We start from the raw sequence: 15,277 nt of genomic DNA on the forward strand, positions 1-15,277 counted from the left end.
CCGTAACCTATCCGCTTGAGGAAGGGGCGCGCCACATGAACCATGTCGGGATCAGCGCGAGCAGGAATATACCGCATACGACCAGGAATCCGTCCTGGAATGCCGCGTTCGAGGATTGGATCATCACCGTCTGGCCCAGGAACGATGCCGCCGCAGGCATAAGCTGGGAGTCCGGCAATCCCGAGGTGTGAAGGAGACCGGCCACCTGGCCCAACAACTCCATCGTCGTGGAGTTGTCGCTGGTCTGGGTTGCGGCAAAGGCATCCGCGTGCATGATCGTGCGCCGTTCGATGAACACGCTCAGAAGGTTCACCCCGAAGGCACCGCCAAGTTGCCGGATGAAGTTGGACGCCCCCGAACCCTGACCCAGAAGATGCACCGGCAAAACCTTGAGCGCGCCAGACGAAATGGCGGGAAACACCAGCCCCAGCCCCACCCGCGACAGGACCGTCCACCACGCCAGTGTCCAGAACGCCGTATGGACATTCGCGCTTGCCATCAGCCAGGAGGACCCGGCAAAGACCGCCATCCCGATAGCGATCATGATCGGCGCAGACACCTTGTCTGACAACCGGCCCGCAATCGGGAAAACCAGCAGCATCGCAAAGCCCGAGGGCATCAGAAGCAGGCCCGCCTGCGTCGGTGTCATGCCCTGAATCTGCTGCACGAAAACCGGCAGCAGATAGGTGGACCCGAACAGCCCCGCCCCCATGATAAAGGCAATGACCGAAGCGGAGGAGAAGGCGAAATTCTTGAAAAGCCGCATGTCGAGCATCGGCTTGGCCGTATACATCTCCCAGGCGATGAAGGAGATGGCCGAAACCACGGAGATCGTGAAACCCGACAGGATGACATTGGAATCCCATCCCAGGCGCTGCGCGTTCGTCAGCGTGCTGAGCAGCACCGCGAGAAAGATCGACAGGATCGACACCCCGATAAAGTCGAAGGGCGGCATCGGCCCGCTTTCCTCACGCGTGGGCAGGAATATGTTTGACAGCAAGATGGCCAGGCCGGCGAAGGGCAGGCAAAGGTAGAAGACGAAACGCCAATCGAACGCATCCATAAGCACGCCCCCGATCCACGGGCCCAGCGCCGGTGCCAGAACGACGCCAACGCCGTAGATCCCCATGGCTGCGCCGCGCTTGTCAGGCGGAAAGACCTTGAACAGCATGATCATGGCCAACGGTTGAACGACACCCGCCGCAGCCCCCTGCACCACGCGCGCCAGCGTCAGAACGGTCTCATTCGGCGCGACGCCCCCAAGGACGGACCCCGCCAGAAACACGCCCATCGATGCGCTCAACGTCAGCCGCATTCCGAAGGCACGGTTGGCCCAATCGGCCAGCAGCATCGTGGCGGTCATGGCGGCCAGGAACCCGGTGGAGATCCATTGCGCCTGTACCGCGCTGATGCCGAATGCCCCCATGACCGCCGGAATGGCGACGTTGACGATTGTGGTGGACAGCACAACCGAGATGGTTGCGATCATGATCGTTCCGGTCGCGAACCACTTGTAGGCAGCCCCGTAACGTTCGAAGTAACGATCAATCTGTGACATCGACGTAGACCTCAACCATCATGCCGGGCCTGAGTTCGATGCCGTCAGCGTCGATCGACACACGGATCGGCAGGCGCTGGGTCACTTTCGTGAAGTTGCCCGAGGGGTTGGGGCTGGGCAGAAGCGCAAGCTGGCTCGTGGCCGCGCCGCCCATCCCGATCACCTCCCCCTCGAATGTCCGGTCTGGAATGGCATCAACGGTGATGGTCGCGGGCGATCCGACATGGATCCTGCCGTAATCGGTCTCCTTGACGTTTGCGTCGATCCAGACGTCATTCGGCGCGTGATACATCGCGATGCGCGTGCCGGGCGTCACATACTCACCGACATCGACAAAGGTCGCATCGACTAGGCCGTCGAACTGAGCCGTGATCATGCGGTGTGCGAGGTCGATCTCCTTAAGGCTGCGGTCGGCCTCGGTTCCCGTGCGCTGGGCGAGAACGGATGCGATCTGGGATTCCAGCACGTTTATCTGCTCTCCGTCGGCCTCGACGATGGCCAGACTGGCGCGGGCGCTTTCGATCGCGGCGAATGCGGCACGTTCCTGCTGGGCGGCGGTATCCAGCGCGGCCTGGGTCTCGTCCAGGGTTTGCTGCGACGTGATATTCTGCTCGGTAAGTTTGATCGCCCTCTCCTGACGGGCGCGGGCATTCGTCAATACGGCGAGTGATGCCTCATGGTTCGCATCCGCGGCAGCTATCCCGGCCAAGGCCGCATCCCGACGTGCGGACAACTGCCGTTCAAGCAGCACCCTGCGTGCCTGAAGCTCCTCCAACTGCGCGTCGGTTGCGGCAAGTGTGGACAGGACGGCGTCAAGCTGCGGCTGCGAGTATTCGCGGTCGATGGACGCGATCAGGTCACCCTCCTCGACGGTGTCCCCCACCAGAACCGACATTGCCGTGACGCGTCCGGAAACCTCGCTGGATACGGTGACGACATTGGCCGTGATCCGGGCATCGTTGATGTGCACCTGCGTGAACCGCGCGATCAGCCAGGGGGCGGCCAGCCAGATGGCAACAGCGACCACGCCGGCGATCACGATCAGTTTGATCCATTTCGTGCGGCTTCTTCTGCGTGGGGTGGACGGCACAGGTTTATCCGTGCCTGCCTCGCCCGCATCGGTTTTCATATTATCAATTTTCGCCACTGCTCAAATTCTCCAATCTGGCCGTGATGCGGCTCAGGACTTTTGTTGCAATACGCAGATCCTGCTGGGAGATGCCCTCAAGAATTTCCGTGCGGCTGGTCGCGGACATCTCTTCCATCTTCTCGATGAGAGGATATGCCGCCTTCGTCAGGTGCAGCGTCTTTGCCCGCCTGTCCGTGGCTGAAGGTCGACGTTCGATCAGACCGGCATCCTCCAACCCATCCAGCTGGCGAACCAGTGTTGCGGCCTCAATTCCCAGAGTGCGCGCCAGTTCAACCTGCGTAACCTCTTCATTTTGCGACAGCTCAAACAGAACGCTCCACCGTGCCTGCGACAGTTCGAGGTCACGAAACACCAGATCGAGATAGCGTCTCCACATACGCGCCGAGGAGATCAGCGAGCGCGTAAAAGGCTCCTGAGCCTCGATGTCGTTCTGCATCGCTCATCAACTTTCAATAGCTTGCTAATAGATGCAAGGCTAATTAGTGTGATCTCAATCATATTGCAAGGGCCAATGCGGAACCGGAGATCCACCCAATGTACAAGAAGATTTTGCTGTGTTTCGATGGCTCTCGCGAGGGTCGGCTGGCACTGCGAGAGGGGGCGCGGCTGGCCCAGATCACGGGCGCCGCGGTGATCCTGCTCGCGGTGGTCGAAACGGGCGCGGCCAGCGCGCTGGCGCAGGGCGCGGATGTCGGGGCGCTTGCCCAGCAGCAGACCGATTTCAAGGAAATCCTCGACGAGGGCTATCGAAGGCTCTCCGGCATGGGGCTGTCGCCCGAGGTTCATATGGAGTTCGGGGATCCGGTCGCAAAAATCACACATGTCGCGAATGCAATCGGGGCAGATCTGGTCGTCATCGGGCATCACCAGCAGGGGTTCTGGACCCGCTGGATGAGCCGCTCGGTCGCGGCGGGGCTGGGCGACACGCTGGGATGTAGCCTGCTTCTGGCGCAAAAGGTCGTCGAGGATTCAGAGCTTTTCCACAACGATTGAAGGTCTGTACCTGACAGATCGTGCGGTTTCATAGTGAGGTGGCCGGCGGGGTAGGTTCGGCCACCCCGCCGGCACAGGTCACATTCCGGCAATCACCTTGTCCAGCGTTGCGGGATAGTCGCGCACCCGCACACCCGTCGCGTTGTGGATCGCGTTGACGATCGCGGCGGCGGCACCGCAGATGCCCAGCTCCCCGATCCCCTTGGCCTGCATCGGGTTGGCCCAATCGTCGCGTTCCTCCAGCAATTCGACGGTCATCTGCGGCACGTCCGCGTTCACGGGAATGTGGTACTCCGCCAGATTGTGGTTCGCCACGTGGCCGTCGCGCGGGTCGAAGGCCAGTTCTTCCTCCAACGCCATGCCAATACCGAAGATCATGCCCCCCAGACACTGCGATCGTGCCGTCTTGGCGTTTAATATCCGGCCCGCCGCGAAGCTGCCATGCATCCGCCGCACCCGCGTCTCACCCGAGGCTGCGTGCACGGCAACCTCGGCAAAATAGGCGCCGAAAGTCGCCTGCCTGACGGCTTGCGATGTATCGCCGGGTTGAACATGGCCCAGCTTGACGATCTCATCGCCTTGCAGGATTTCGACCAGGGATCGGGTTCGATTGTCGAAGGTCGCGCTGCCGTCCTTCAACGTCAGGTCGGGTTCGCTGACCTGCAACCGCTCGGCCAATTGCCTGCGGATTGCCTGGCAGGCAAGGTAGACGGATGTGCCGCTTGAGGATGCCCCCCACGACCCGCCGGAACCTGACGAAGGCGGCAGATCGGTGTCGCCCAGAACCACCTCCACATCCTCACGCGGCAGCCCCAGCATCTCACCGGCAATCTGTCCCAGAATGGCATATGTGCCCGTGCCGATATCGGTCATGTCCGTCTGGACCACGGCCTTGCCCTGCGGTGTCAGGCTGACGCGCGCCTGAGATTCCATCAGCACATTCACCCGCGCCGCCGAGGCCATGCCGTAGCCGATCAGCCATTCGCCTTCGCGCCGTTCCTTGACGCCGGGGCGATCTGCCCAGCCGAAGGCCTCGGCCCCGCTATCCAGCGCTTCGCGGAACCGGCGGGAGGAGAACGCCTTGCCGCTTTCAGGATCCTTGTCCGGTATATTGCGACGGCGCAGTTCGACGGGATCCATGCCGATTTTATAGGCCAGCTCGTCCATGGCGCTTTCCAGAACGGTTACGCCCACGGCCTCACCGGGCGCGCGCACCGACCCCGCACAAAGCCTGTGCAGGCGCGCCATATCCATCGACATCCGGCGGTTCTGACCCGAATAGAGGAAGTGCGAGGCCTGCAGAACCGGCTCGGCGAATGTTTCACCGGGCAGGTTCGATATCCGGGCGTCATGGCCCAGCCCGGTCAACCGGCCCTCGGCATCGGCGGCAAGGCGGACGCGCTGGCGGGTCTCAGACCGACGCATCGTTGCCTCGAAAACCTGCTGGCGCTGCAATGCGACCGATACCGGACGTCCGACCTCCCTTGCCGCTATGGCCGCCGCCACCGCCTCGGGCGAGAGGCCCAGTTTGGAGCCGAAACCACCGCCTACATAGGGGGAGAGGACGCGCACCCGGTCGGGATGGATGCCCAATGAATCCGCGAGTTCATTGCGATTGTATTTCAGCATCTGATAGCTGCCGCGCAGGGTCAGATCCTCCCCCTCCCATGACGCGATCGAGGCATGCGGCTCCATCGCCGCGCTGGAATGCGAGGGCGTGGTATAGGTTACATCGACCGCGTAGGCCGCATCACGCATCGCCGCGTCGAGGTCCCCCTGGTCGAGCGCTTGGCCCTCCTGCGGTTCGAGCGCTGCGGTATCGGGATCGACCGCCACCACTTCGGCGTTTTCCAGCGTTACCTGCAAACACTGCGCGGCATGGCGTGCCTGCTCAAAGCTTTCGGCCACAACCACGGCGATCAACTGGCCCATATAGGCTGCGTGATGTGGTCCCTGAATGGGCGCTTCGTTCGCCGTGCCCTGCGCCGGATTGCGCAACAGACGATCGTCCTGAATGACAGAAAGCACGCCGGGCATAGCCGCAACCACATCGCGATTGGTCAGCACGACATGCCCGCTGTTGCCCGGCGCGCGAACCATCACGCCATGGACCATGCCTTCGACCTGCCATTCATTGGCGTAGGTCGCTTGGCCCGTTACCTTCAACGGCCCCTCGGGCCGGTCGAGCGGTGCGCCGACCAGTCCCTGCACCATGTCATCGAGCCGTCGGTCCGTGACCGGGGCGTCCATCTTGAAAGACTCGGTCATGCGCTTGCCTCCTGGGTCAGTTCCGTTAGCACCGACACCAGAGTGCGCCGCGTGAGGGGGATCTTGAAATCATTTGCGCCAAAACCGCGTGCCTCGGCCAGCAGCAGGTCGGCGGCTTTGCCGAACAGGGATTCGGACGGGACCTCACCCACCAGCAGGTCCTCGACCTGCGCATTGCGCCAAGGTTTTGGCGCCAGTCCGCCAAATGCCAGATCGGCGCGGCTGATGCGCCCATCCTCCACCGCGACGATGCCCGCGGTCGAAACGAGAGCGAATGCATAGGACGCGCGATCGCGCACCTTGCGGTAGGTCTGGCGACCTTCGACGGGTGCGGGCAGGACGACCGCGGTAATCAGTTCGCCGGGCTCCAGCACCGTCTCACGGTCGGGCCGGTCGCCGGGCAACAGGTACAACTCATCCAGCGTCAACTGTCGGGTTTCCCCGTCCTGCCTCAACGTTTCCACTTGCGCGTCGAGCGCGCGCATGGCCACGGCCATGTCGCTGGGATGGGTGGCGATGCAATGTTCCGACGTGCCGAGCACGGCCAGCATACGATTGAACCCATCGCGCGCGGCACAGCCGCTGCCCGGTTCGCGTTTGTTACAGGCCATGGCGCGGTCATAGAAATACAGGCACCGCGTGCGTTGCAGCAGGTTGCCGCCCGTGGTCGCCTTATTGCGCAACTGACCGCTGGCGCCCGCCAGCAGGGCCCGGCTCAGGACCGGCCAGTTGCGGCGCACGTCAGAATTATTCGCCAGATCGCTGTTCGTGACCAGCGCCCCGATCCGCAAGCCACCGTCATCTGTCCGCTCGATCCTGCCAAGGTCGAGCCGGTTGATGTCGATCAGCGATCCGGGTGCCATCACCTCCAGTTTCATCAGGTCCAGCAGATTGGTGCCGCCGGCGATGAAGGTTGCCCCGCTGGCCGCCTGCCGCGTGGCGTCTTCGCTGGTTTCGGCGCGGGTATAGTCGAACGGTCTCATACGCTTTCCTTCGCGGCCTTGCGGATTGCTTCCACGATGTTGGGATAGGCTGAACAACGGCAGAGGTTGCCGCTCATCCGTTCCGAGATTTCCTCGGTCGTCAGCTCCGGCGCGCTGTCGAGGTCATCAGTGACGTGGCTGGGCCAACCGTTCGAGACTTCCTGCAACATCGCGGTGGCCGAACAGATCTGACCGGGTGTGCAATAGCCGCATTGAAAACCGTCCTCGGCAACGAAGGCCTGTTGCAGCGGGCTGAGGTTTCCCGGCTGGCCGAGGCCCTCGATCGTGGTCACTTCGTCACCCTCATGCATGCAGACGAGGGTAAGGCAGGAATTGATCCGCTGCCCGTTAACCATCACCGTACAGGCCCCGCATTGCCCGTGGTCGCAGCCCTTCTTGCTGCCCGTCAGGCCCAGATGATGGCGCAAGGCATCCAGCAGCGTCGTCCTCTCGTCGAGGTCCAGCCGATGCTGCGTGCCATTGATGGTAAGCTCAGTTTCCATGTCGAATCCTTCCCGCCGATTGTGAAGCCGGAAGCAGCATCCAGCTTGGTCGTTGTTTTTTCAGGTAAAGCGGGGAGGGCGCGGAGCAAGGAATAACTGCGCAGGCACACACGTTATAGTTGAGAAAGCAGCCTAAACGAGGACGCGCAGCCAATGCGCCTTAGCGAAAATATCCAAGTCAGGGCGGTCGCGACAAAATGCTGTCTGCCCGTCTGCGGAGTGCGCTATCTACCGATCCGGGCTGCTCTTGAAACGGTCCTCAACATGCCCATCACCAGATCCTCGAAATCGGCTGGTGCGGTGCTGTCATCCGTGAGCAGCTTTTGCAGGTGATAGCGGAATGCGGCGTCCAGCAGCAGATAGATCGAGGTGGCATCGACATGTGTGTGGCCGGTTCGCTCCAGAAACTCCTCGACCAGTTCCACAAGCCCGGCTTCGATGTCTTCGACGATCTGGTGGAACGAGGGGTCGAACATGGCCTGGGATCGGATGTCATACCAAAGCCGGTGCGTCTTCGCCTCGCGATGGATGGACAGGGCGAGGCCGCTGACGAACCGCTCGGCCAGACGCTCCGGCGGGGCGTCCTCGGCCAGGATCGACTGCATTTCCGCGACGAAACCCACCTTGTAGCGGCGCACGCAGTAGGCAATCAGATCGACCTTGTCATCGAAGTAGTAATGCAACGTGCCGACGGCCACGCCGGACAGTTCGGCGATGTCACGCAGGCTGGTGCGGGCATAGCCGAGCTGCTTCAGTGCGGCTATCGCGCTGTCTGCCAGTTCGTCCTTCTTGCGGACGCGCTTCGCGACCTTGGCATCGGCCTTGGCTGCGAGGCGGTTGACCTTGTCGAGCTTGTTCATGTCCCGGTCTCACCCCCGCACTGCGTAGATGAAAATGGGCGCCGGTTTCAACCACCCCCAAGGGCGCTGTACGCGGGGCGGAAGCCTGCCCGGGCCGCGCTGACGCCTGTCGATCACGCAGCAACGCGCCCCGGTTGCGGGCAGAGTATCAAGGTCACGATCAATGGCCCGCAGGTCGGGGCGAATATCGATCGTGACCCTGTTCACGTCAGGCGTCCTTCGTCAGAACGTCGCCATAGGTCTCACGCAGCTTGTTCTTGAGCACCTTGCCGGTCGCACCGATGGGCAGTTCGTCAACGAAGATCACCTTGTCGGGAACCTGCCAGCTGGCCACCTTGCCGTCGTAGGAGGCGATGATTTCCTCCTCGGTCGGCGTTTCCCCTTCGTCCGGGACGGCAATCACAACGGGGCGTTCATCCCATTTCGGATGATATGCGGCGATGGCGGCGGCGTTGGCGATCTTGGGGTGCGCAATCGCGATGTTTTCCAGCTCAACGGTCGAGATCCATTCCCCGCCGGACTTGATGATGTCCTTCGAGCGGTCGCGAATGACCAGATAGCCGTCGCTGTCCAGCGTCGCCACATCGCCGGTATCGAACCAGCCGTCATCGGTCAGGGCGTTGTTTTCCTGGCCGAAATAGCTCTCGACGATCCAGTGGCCGCGCACTTGCAGTTCACCTTGCGTTTTGCCGTCGCGGGGCAGTTCATTCCCTTCGGAATCGACGATGCGTACGTCCACACCCCACGGTGGGCGGCCCTGGCCTTCGCGCAGCTTGAACTTCTCGCTCTCGCTGAGCCCGGAGTGCTTTTCGAGCATCTGGTTCAGCGTGCCGAGGGGCGAAGTCTCCGTCATTCCCCAGGCGTGGATCAGTTCGACACCATATTTTTCGCGGAAGTCCCGGATCATGGAGGGCGGCAGCGCCGAGCCACCGACCACGGTGCGCTTCATGGAGTCGGGCTTGATGCCGGTACTCTTGAGCGCGGCCAGCAATCCCATCCAGATCGTCGGCACACCCAGCGATATCGTCACCTTCTCGGAGTCGATCAACCGGACGAGGCTTTCGCCGTCCAGATTCGGCCCCGGCAATACCAGTTTCGCCCCGACGCCAGCGGCAATATAGGTCGAGCCCCAGGCATTGACGTGGAACATCGGCACGACCGGCATCACAACGTCGCGCGCGGCGATGCTCATCCCATCGGGCTGGTTTCCACCGATGGTGTGCAGAATGAGAGAGCGGTGCGAATACTGCACGCCCTTGGGGTTGCCGGTCGTGCCGGAGGTATAGCACAGAACGACGGGGGAGTTTTCATCCAGTTCCGGCCATGCGGGCACCGGATCGTTCTCGGCCAGCATCTCGTCGTAGAACAGCAGCCCTTCGACCATGGCGGCGGCTTCCTCATCACGCGGACCCATCAGGACATAGTGCTTCACCGTTTTCAGGTGCTCGCCCAGCTTGGCCACAATCGGCAGGAATGTGCGGTCCACGAACAGCACTTCGTCCCCGGCATGGTTGAAGATATAGATCATCTGTTCGGGGGTCAGACGCGGGTTGATCGTGTGAACCACGCGCCCGCCGCTGCCGATTCCGAAGTAAAGCTCCAGATGGCGGCGGTTGTTCCAGGCGATGGTCGCGCAGCGTGCGCCGTCGGACACGCCCAGCTTGTCCAGCGCGGCCTTCATCCGCCGCGCGTTGACCCCGACCTCACCCCAGTTGGACCGCGTGATCTGGCCATCCGTTTCGACCGAAACGACCTCGGTTCCGGCGTGATATTTCTCGGCGTGATCGATCAGCGAACCTGTCGACAGCGCCTGATACATCATTGTTCCATACATACTGTTCTCCTTTATTCTGCTGCGATCGCAGCTGGTGTAGTGCCACGGAACGGGCCCGCCGCCCGTTTCGCGATCATGATTGTCGGCGCGTTGGTGTTGCGCCGCAGGCGGCACCGGTCGCGCGCGTTTTTCCGGTCGGAATTTCGGTGACATGTGCGCCGTAGATGATCGTCAGATCCTTGCGGGGGTTCTGGATCGGATGCAGCTGGGCCGCAAAGGTCGAACAGCCGCAGCCCCCGGCCGCCAGCAGGCAGGCAGGCGGACACAAGAGGACCCCCGGACAGGCGTACCGCAGGGGGATACCCCGCAGAACCACCGCCCACGATCACGTAGTTACATGACGCATTGAATGGCAATTTCATCTTCCCTTGACGCAGTCTTTTTGCTGCTCATGTGAAGGTGAACATATAATCTGGACATGTGTCCAGCAGAATTGCAGCGAGCGGTTCATTTGGCCGAGACCGGACATGGGCCCGACATGAAGCTGGATCAGATCACCCCGATCACCATCAGGCCGACCCCGGTGAACGTCGCCAGAAACACCGTTTCCACCACCAGCAGCAGGGCGGCGGTCTTGCCGACCTTCAGCAGATCCCTGGGCACCGTTTTCAGCCCGACCGCGGCGATGGCGATCAGCAGCAGAGTGCGCGAACCGTCGGCGGCCAGTAACAGCAGGATTTCGGGCAGGGCAACCAGGGAATTCAATGTGGCCAGAACGATAAAACCGATCAGAAACAGCGGCACGACGGGTTGCGCCTCCCCGCTCGCCCCAGCCGGATGGCCCAGCCTGCTGCGCACGATCAGGGCGATGCTCACGACCACGGGCGCCAGCATGGCGACCCGGATCAGCTTGACGAGCGTCGCCGTCTCACCCGCCGTTTCGGACACGGAGAATCCGGCCCCCACGACCTGTGCCACATCATGGATGGTCGCCCCCAGATAGATGCCGATCACGGTGTCGGTAGGGGCCACGAGCGATCCCAGGATCGGGTACAGGATCATCGCGATCGTCGAAAGGATGGTGACGCCGACCACGGTGAACACCAACTGGTCCTGGGCATTCTTCTCCTGCGGCAGCACGGCGGCTATGGCCAGGGCGGCTGACGCACCGCAGATCGCAACCGAGCCTGAGGACAGGACCGCAAAGCGCGGCCCGAACCCGAAAAGCCGCGCCACGGCCATGCCAAACCCGATGGTCGCGACAACGCCCCCGACAACAAGTGCGACGACCGGCCATCCCAGTTCGAGCGCCATGTCAAAGCTGATCCGCAAGCCGAGCAGCGCCACGCCGAAGCGCAGAACCGTCCGCGCGCCGAATTCGACGCCGGGACCGCAACGGATGTCTTCGGACAGGAAATTGAGCGCAATGCCCAGCAGCAGCGCCAACAGCATCGCGGGTGCGCCGTAATGCTCGGAAATGAACAGACTGGCCAGCGCGACCGTTATGGCCAGAACCATGCCCGGAGCTATGCTGCGCAGCTTCGCGATTGCGTCTCGGGTCCGGTCGGCCAGTGTGGTCATGGCTCATCCTCGATCGTGGCAGCGTATGGGCGGACGACACACGCCATCGTGCACATCCCTTTTCGCAGGCTCCTTCGCGGAACGATAGAGCGTCGCCAGAACAAATTTAGCCAGAACAAATTTACCGTGAACCCATTTGCCGTGGTCGAGAGTTTTCGGCAGTCATGCAACTGCGTGCCACGGCATCTCAGGCAGTGCGCCGCACGGTGCGGCAGGCCTCACAGTTGGACCGGGCTGTTTCTCTTGACCCGCGCCACCGGCAGGCGCGTGATGCCCCCGGGATCCGGGGCCGCCTGCAGAAGATGCGAAGGCCCCCCAGCATGTTCTGCGGGTTTTTTCATGCGCTGCGCGCGAAGCTGGCAGGCACTTCCCATGGTTTCAACGTCTCACGCGATGATGGGCCGTAGCCCTGAGGGCCGCTGACGGCCAGTTCCGGGAACAGCGCGAACAATTCGCTTCGACCTGCGGGGTCCAGCGCCTCATACCCCATTTCGCCGGGGTGGAAGCTCTCGGACTCGATCCCCTCGGCAAAGATGATGGCGTGGCGGTCGAACATCAGGTGCACATACTCGATGGTGCCGCCGCTGATCTGACGGATCGTCGTGTCGTTCACCATATGCTTTGCGGCAACCAGCATCTCATCGACACCGTGGGTCAGCCGCAGCGCACTGTCGCGCAGCAGCATCCGGTGCTGCGGTGACACGCGCAGGACGTTGCGATTGCCGAATACGCCTGCGTCGAACTGGATCGGAGCCAACGCCCCGGTGGCGCGGACCGTCCGCCGTCCCATCCAGCGCACGGGTTGCAGGCCGTGATCGCGCGTCACGATCAGATCGCCCGGCTTCAGCTTTCCCGCGGCACGGGGACCGGTCGGCGTCATGATCCGCGCCTCGGAATCGAAGCAGATCACGCGCTCCATCTCGCTGAAGGTTACGACGGTGCCATCCTCCATCGTGAAGCTGCCCGCCTCGGGATCGCCGTTCACGAAGGTGATGTCGTTCTTGGTAAGGCCGTTGCCGGAGAGATTTGTCAGACCCGCCAGCGACAGCGTGTCGATATCGCTGTCGCCGGGATCCTCACCACCCGTGGCGACGATCGTATCGCTGCCCGCACCGCTGGATGCGCCCGGTGCGAAGTTGAAGAAGTCGTTTCCTAATCCGCCGGTCGCCGTATCGTTTTCGAACATGGTCAGGGTATCGGAGCCCGCGCCGCCGGACATCGTATCCGCGCCCGAGTTGCCCTGAAGGCTGTCGTTTCCTTCGCCGCCCACGATATTGTCATCGCCCAGTCCGGTGACGATCGTATCGTTGCCCGCGCCGCCATCCACGTTTCTGTTGCCGGTGCTTGCATCCGCATCGTAACTGTCGTCACCCCCGGCCAGATCGTGATCCCGCACGTTCGAGGCGATGTTGTCCGCGTTGACGTTGTCTGCCTGCTCGGAAAATACGAAGTCGCGGATCGAGCTGAACTCACCGGATGCGTTCGTCTGATCGCTGATCGTACCGTCGTTGCTGTTCGAGAAGAAGACGTCAATGCCATGCGCAGTCAGATTTGAGGCGTCGATGATATCGTTTCCGCCGTCACCGCTCAGCGTATCCTGGGCGAAGTTGTCTTCCAGCTGGAACGTGTCGTTGCCGGCCTGGCCGCGAATGCTGTCATTGCCTGTTCCGACGATAAGCAGATCGGCACCGTCGCCCGCATAGACGTAATCGTCGCCGGCACCGGAACTGATCGTATCGTTGCCCGAACTTGTGGCCCCCCCGGTGGAGGTGTTCACGTTGCCGCCATAAATCGTATCGTTGCCCGATCCGGTGGTGATCGCGTCATCACCCTGCAGACCTTCGACGGTCACCGCACCCACGGCGGTGGAATCGTAGGTGTCGTCATTGTTCGACAGCACAAGCGTTTCGATTTCGGAAAATTCCGTGATGTCTCCCGTACCAGATTCCTCGACTGTGCCGGTCAGGTTCCCGTTGGAGAAACCGCTGATAATGACATCGACGCCATTCGACGACAGACCGATCGCGGTCAGTGTATCCTGATCGGTTCCGCCCTCGGACCCGCGAATGGTATCCGCGCCGAACCCGTCATTGAGCAGGATGATATCGGAATCGTTTCCGGCGTCGATCAGGTCGTTGCCGGTTCCACCATCCAGCGTATCGGTGCCCGAGGATCCGTACAGCGTATCGTTGCCAGCACCGCCGCTGACATAATCGTTGCCCTCGTTACTCGCATCGCCGATCGTCGTCGGCGTTGTGAAATCTCGCGTATCGAAGGTGAAACCGGAGTTCACACGTCGCGACGTAAGTGTCACGGTAAAGCTCTCACGGTTCACGAAGTCCAGTGCGACCTGGTTTTGCTCCTGCTCCACGGCGCTCAGGGTGGTCTGGTCGTTATTGCGTGAGCCCGAGAACGTGAAACTGTTGGCGTTGTCCTGCACCTCGACCGATGTATTTGTCGCGACCTCGTAGCTGGTGAATTCCGAGGTGGCGACCGTGATCCGCTCGACATCGGTTTCCAGCCCGTTATTCGGGTCTGTTTCATCCAGATCGCGGAAAACGAACGTACCGTTGAGCGCGATGGGTTGGCCGGTATTCGGACCTGATGCCGCGAAGAATTCGACGATGATCTCCGCCTTGTGTCCGCCATAGACCGCGCCGGGGCCACCTGTGGTCGTGGCCCCAAGGTTCAGAATCACGATGTTGGGATCGCCCATGTCGCTGTTGTTCAGATCGACCGGCATCGCCGAGGGCGTCGTACCATCGGACTCGGTTATCGACAGGATGGTGAACCGTGCATCGACCACCACGCCCTCGGCCGTGGTCGCAACGGCTTCGTAAGTGATCGATTCACCGACGGTCTCGTTTGCGTCGCCATTGTCGCTGGTGTTCGTCGTATCCACGTTGGCACGGTTGAAGTTGAAAGTCGCGGCATCCTGGTTGGGGTCGCGTACATCCGACCCATCGCCGTAGACGATATCGTCGCCGTCGCCGCCCTCGACCGTATCGTCGTTTTCGCCCCCCAGCACGCTGTCATCGCCGGCACCGCCGAGCAGGTTGTCATTACCCACCGCGCCATCGAGGCTGTCATTGCCATCCCCGCCGGTAATGGTGTCGTTGCCTGACAAACCGCGCAGGGAATCGTCGCCGTCCAGTCCGTAGATTGCGTCATCGCCGCCCAAAGCGGGACCACCCTCGGCACCTGTCAGCGTCTCACCCCAGCTGGGGATGGCGTCGTAGGCGATACTCGAACCCTCAACCACCGAATCGTATGTAGCCGTCTGGCCGGAGTAGGTTTGCTGCTCGCTTTCCGAGATGATGTTGTAGATATCGCCGTCGATGTCGATCGCGTAGACCGTGACGAAGCCACCGGAAACGGCCCATCTGTCGACGACTGCCAGTTCAACCTGACCACTGTCTGTGTATGTTCCAGTAGAAGGATCGAAGATATAGGCCATCGCATTGGATTGAGGTCGAGATAGCGTTGTATCCGTATCCTCTATGTGAATCTGTAGGGATGGTGCTGACGTCGGAACTGTGAATTCGGTGAAACCACCGTCGAAATTCATTTCCGCATCCGTATAGGCCGAGTAGGTGTATATATTGGC

The 15,277-nt window shown here is 61.8% G+C and carries 11 protein-coding genes; 1 reads left to right on the forward strand and 10 read right to left on the reverse strand.

The annotated features are described in order from the left end of the window. Positions 1-7 precede the first annotated feature (7 nt). From H1S03_RS07955 to H1S03_RS07965, 3 genes are read right to left on the reverse strand one after another with little or no spacing between them, the layout of a single operon-like run. Positions 8-1,558, reverse strand: a complete 1,551-nt coding sequence (locus H1S03_RS07955; protein WP_185803946.1) for a DHA2 family efflux MFS transporter permease subunit — start codon at positions 1,556-1,558, stop codon at positions 8-10. Further along, the gene (locus tag H1S03_RS07960) at positions 1,545-2,687 is read right to left on the reverse strand and encodes an HlyD family secretion protein (RefSeq protein WP_221892633.1); all 1,143 of its coding nucleotides are present in this window, start codon (positions 2,685-2,687) and stop codon (positions 1,545-1,547) included. The genes H1S03_RS07955 and H1S03_RS07960 overlap by 14 nt, the downstream gene beginning before the upstream one ends. A 4-nt stretch (positions 2,688-2,691) precedes the next feature. Then, the gene (locus H1S03_RS07965; RefSeq protein WP_185803947.1) at positions 2,692-3,144 is read right to left on the reverse strand and encodes a MarR family transcriptional regulator; all 453 of its coding nucleotides are present in this window, start codon (positions 3,142-3,144) and stop codon (positions 2,692-2,694) included. A gap of 98 nt (positions 3,145-3,242) precedes the next feature. Here H1S03_RS07965 and H1S03_RS07970 point away from each other — a divergent pair, with 98 nt between their 5' ends. After that, positions 3,243-3,701 (forward strand): universal stress protein, encoded by a 459-nt coding sequence (locus tag H1S03_RS07970; RefSeq protein ID WP_185803948.1) that lies wholly within the window; start codon positions 3,243-3,245, stop codon positions 3,699-3,701. A gap of 78 nt (positions 3,702-3,779) precedes the next feature. On the opposite strand, the gene H1S03_RS07975 is transcribed toward H1S03_RS07970, so the two are convergent. The 7 genes from H1S03_RS07975 to H1S03_RS08005 form a co-directional block, all read right to left on the reverse strand. Then, on the reverse strand, positions 3,780-5,969 hold the full coding sequence (locus tag H1S03_RS07975) for a xanthine dehydrogenase family protein molybdopterin-binding subunit (RefSeq protein WP_185803949.1): 2,190 nt from the start codon (positions 5,967-5,969) through the stop codon (positions 3,780-3,782). Beyond that, a complete protein-coding gene (locus H1S03_RS07980) occupies positions 5,966-6,952 on the reverse strand; it encodes an FAD binding domain-containing protein (RefSeq protein WP_185803950.1) in 987 nt (328 codons plus the stop codon). Before H1S03_RS07980 ends, H1S03_RS07975 begins: the two co-directional genes overlap by 4 nt. Further along, entirely contained in the window at positions 6,949-7,455 is a 507-nt protein-coding gene (locus H1S03_RS07985) for a 2Fe-2S iron-sulfur cluster-binding protein (protein WP_185803951.1), read from the reverse strand. Before H1S03_RS07985 ends, H1S03_RS07980 begins: the two co-directional genes overlap by 4 nt. A 224-nt stretch (positions 7,456-7,679) precedes the next feature. Beyond that, positions 7,680-8,315: a TetR/AcrR family transcriptional regulator gene (locus H1S03_RS07990; RefSeq protein WP_166192514.1), complete on the reverse strand. Its 636-nt coding sequence runs from the start codon at positions 8,313-8,315 to the stop codon at positions 7,680-7,682. 208 nt (positions 8,316-8,523) lie between these two features. Further along, positions 8,524-10,149 carry a long-chain fatty acid--CoA ligase gene (locus tag H1S03_RS07995; protein WP_185803952.1) on the reverse strand — a complete coding sequence of 542 codons (1,626 nt, stop codon included), beginning with the start codon at positions 10,147-10,149 and terminating at the stop codon, positions 8,524-8,526. Positions 10,150-10,638: 489 nt separating this feature from the next. Then, a complete protein-coding gene (locus H1S03_RS08000; RefSeq protein WP_185803953.1) occupies positions 10,639-11,670 on the reverse strand; it encodes a YeiH family protein in 1,032 nt (343 codons plus the stop codon). A 337-nt stretch (positions 11,671-12,007) separates the two neighbouring features. Further along, entirely contained in the window at positions 12,008-15,127 is a 3,120-nt protein-coding gene (locus H1S03_RS08005; RefSeq protein ID WP_185803954.1) for a Hint domain-containing protein, read from the reverse strand. Positions 15,128-15,277 lie beyond the last annotated feature (150 nt).

The organism is Pontivivens nitratireducens, assembly GCF_014235845.1.
Classification (GTDB): domain Bacteria; phylum Pseudomonadota; class Alphaproteobacteria; order Rhodobacterales; family Rhodobacteraceae; genus Pontivivens; species Pontivivens nitratireducens.

Coding starts and splice junctions, on each gene's coding strand:
- H1S03_RS07955 (WP_185803946.1), bottom strand. CDS start 1,558: ATGTCACAGATTGATCGTTACTTCGAACGTTACGGGGCTGCCTACAAG.
- H1S03_RS08005 (WP_185803954.1), bottom strand. CDS start 15,127: ATGGCCTATATCTTCGATCCTTCTACTGGAACATACACAGACAGTGGT.
- H1S03_RS07980 (WP_185803950.1), bottom strand. CDS start 6,952: ATGAGACCGTTCGACTATACCCGCGCCGAAACCAGCGAAGACGCCACG.
- H1S03_RS07985 (WP_185803951.1), bottom strand. CDS start 7,455: ATGGAAACTGAGCTTACCATCAATGGCACGCAGCATCGGCTGGACCTC.
- H1S03_RS07990 (WP_166192514.1), bottom strand. CDS start 8,315: ATGAACAAGCTCGACAAGGTCAACCGCCTCGCAGCCAAGGCCGATGCC.
- H1S03_RS08000 (WP_185803953.1), bottom strand. CDS start 11,670: ATGACCACACTGGCCGACCGGACCCGAGACGCAATCGCGAAGCTGCGC.
- H1S03_RS07995 (WP_185803952.1), bottom strand. CDS start 10,149: ATGTATGGAACAATGATGTATCAGGCGCTGTCGACAGGTTCGCTGATC.
- H1S03_RS07965 (WP_185803947.1), bottom strand. CDS start 3,144: ATGCAGAACGACATCGAGGCTCAGGAGCCTTTTACGCGCTCGCTGATC.
- H1S03_RS07975 (WP_185803949.1), bottom strand. CDS start 5,969: ATGACCGAGTCTTTCAAGATGGACGCCCCGGTCACGGACCGACGGCTC.
- H1S03_RS07970 (WP_185803948.1), top strand. CDS start 3,243: ATGTACAAGAAGATTTTGCTGTGTTTCGATGGCTCTCGCGAGGGTCGG.
- H1S03_RS07960 (WP_221892633.1), bottom strand. CDS start 2,687: ATGAAAACCGATGCGGGCGAGGCAGGCACGGATAAACCTGTGCCGTCC.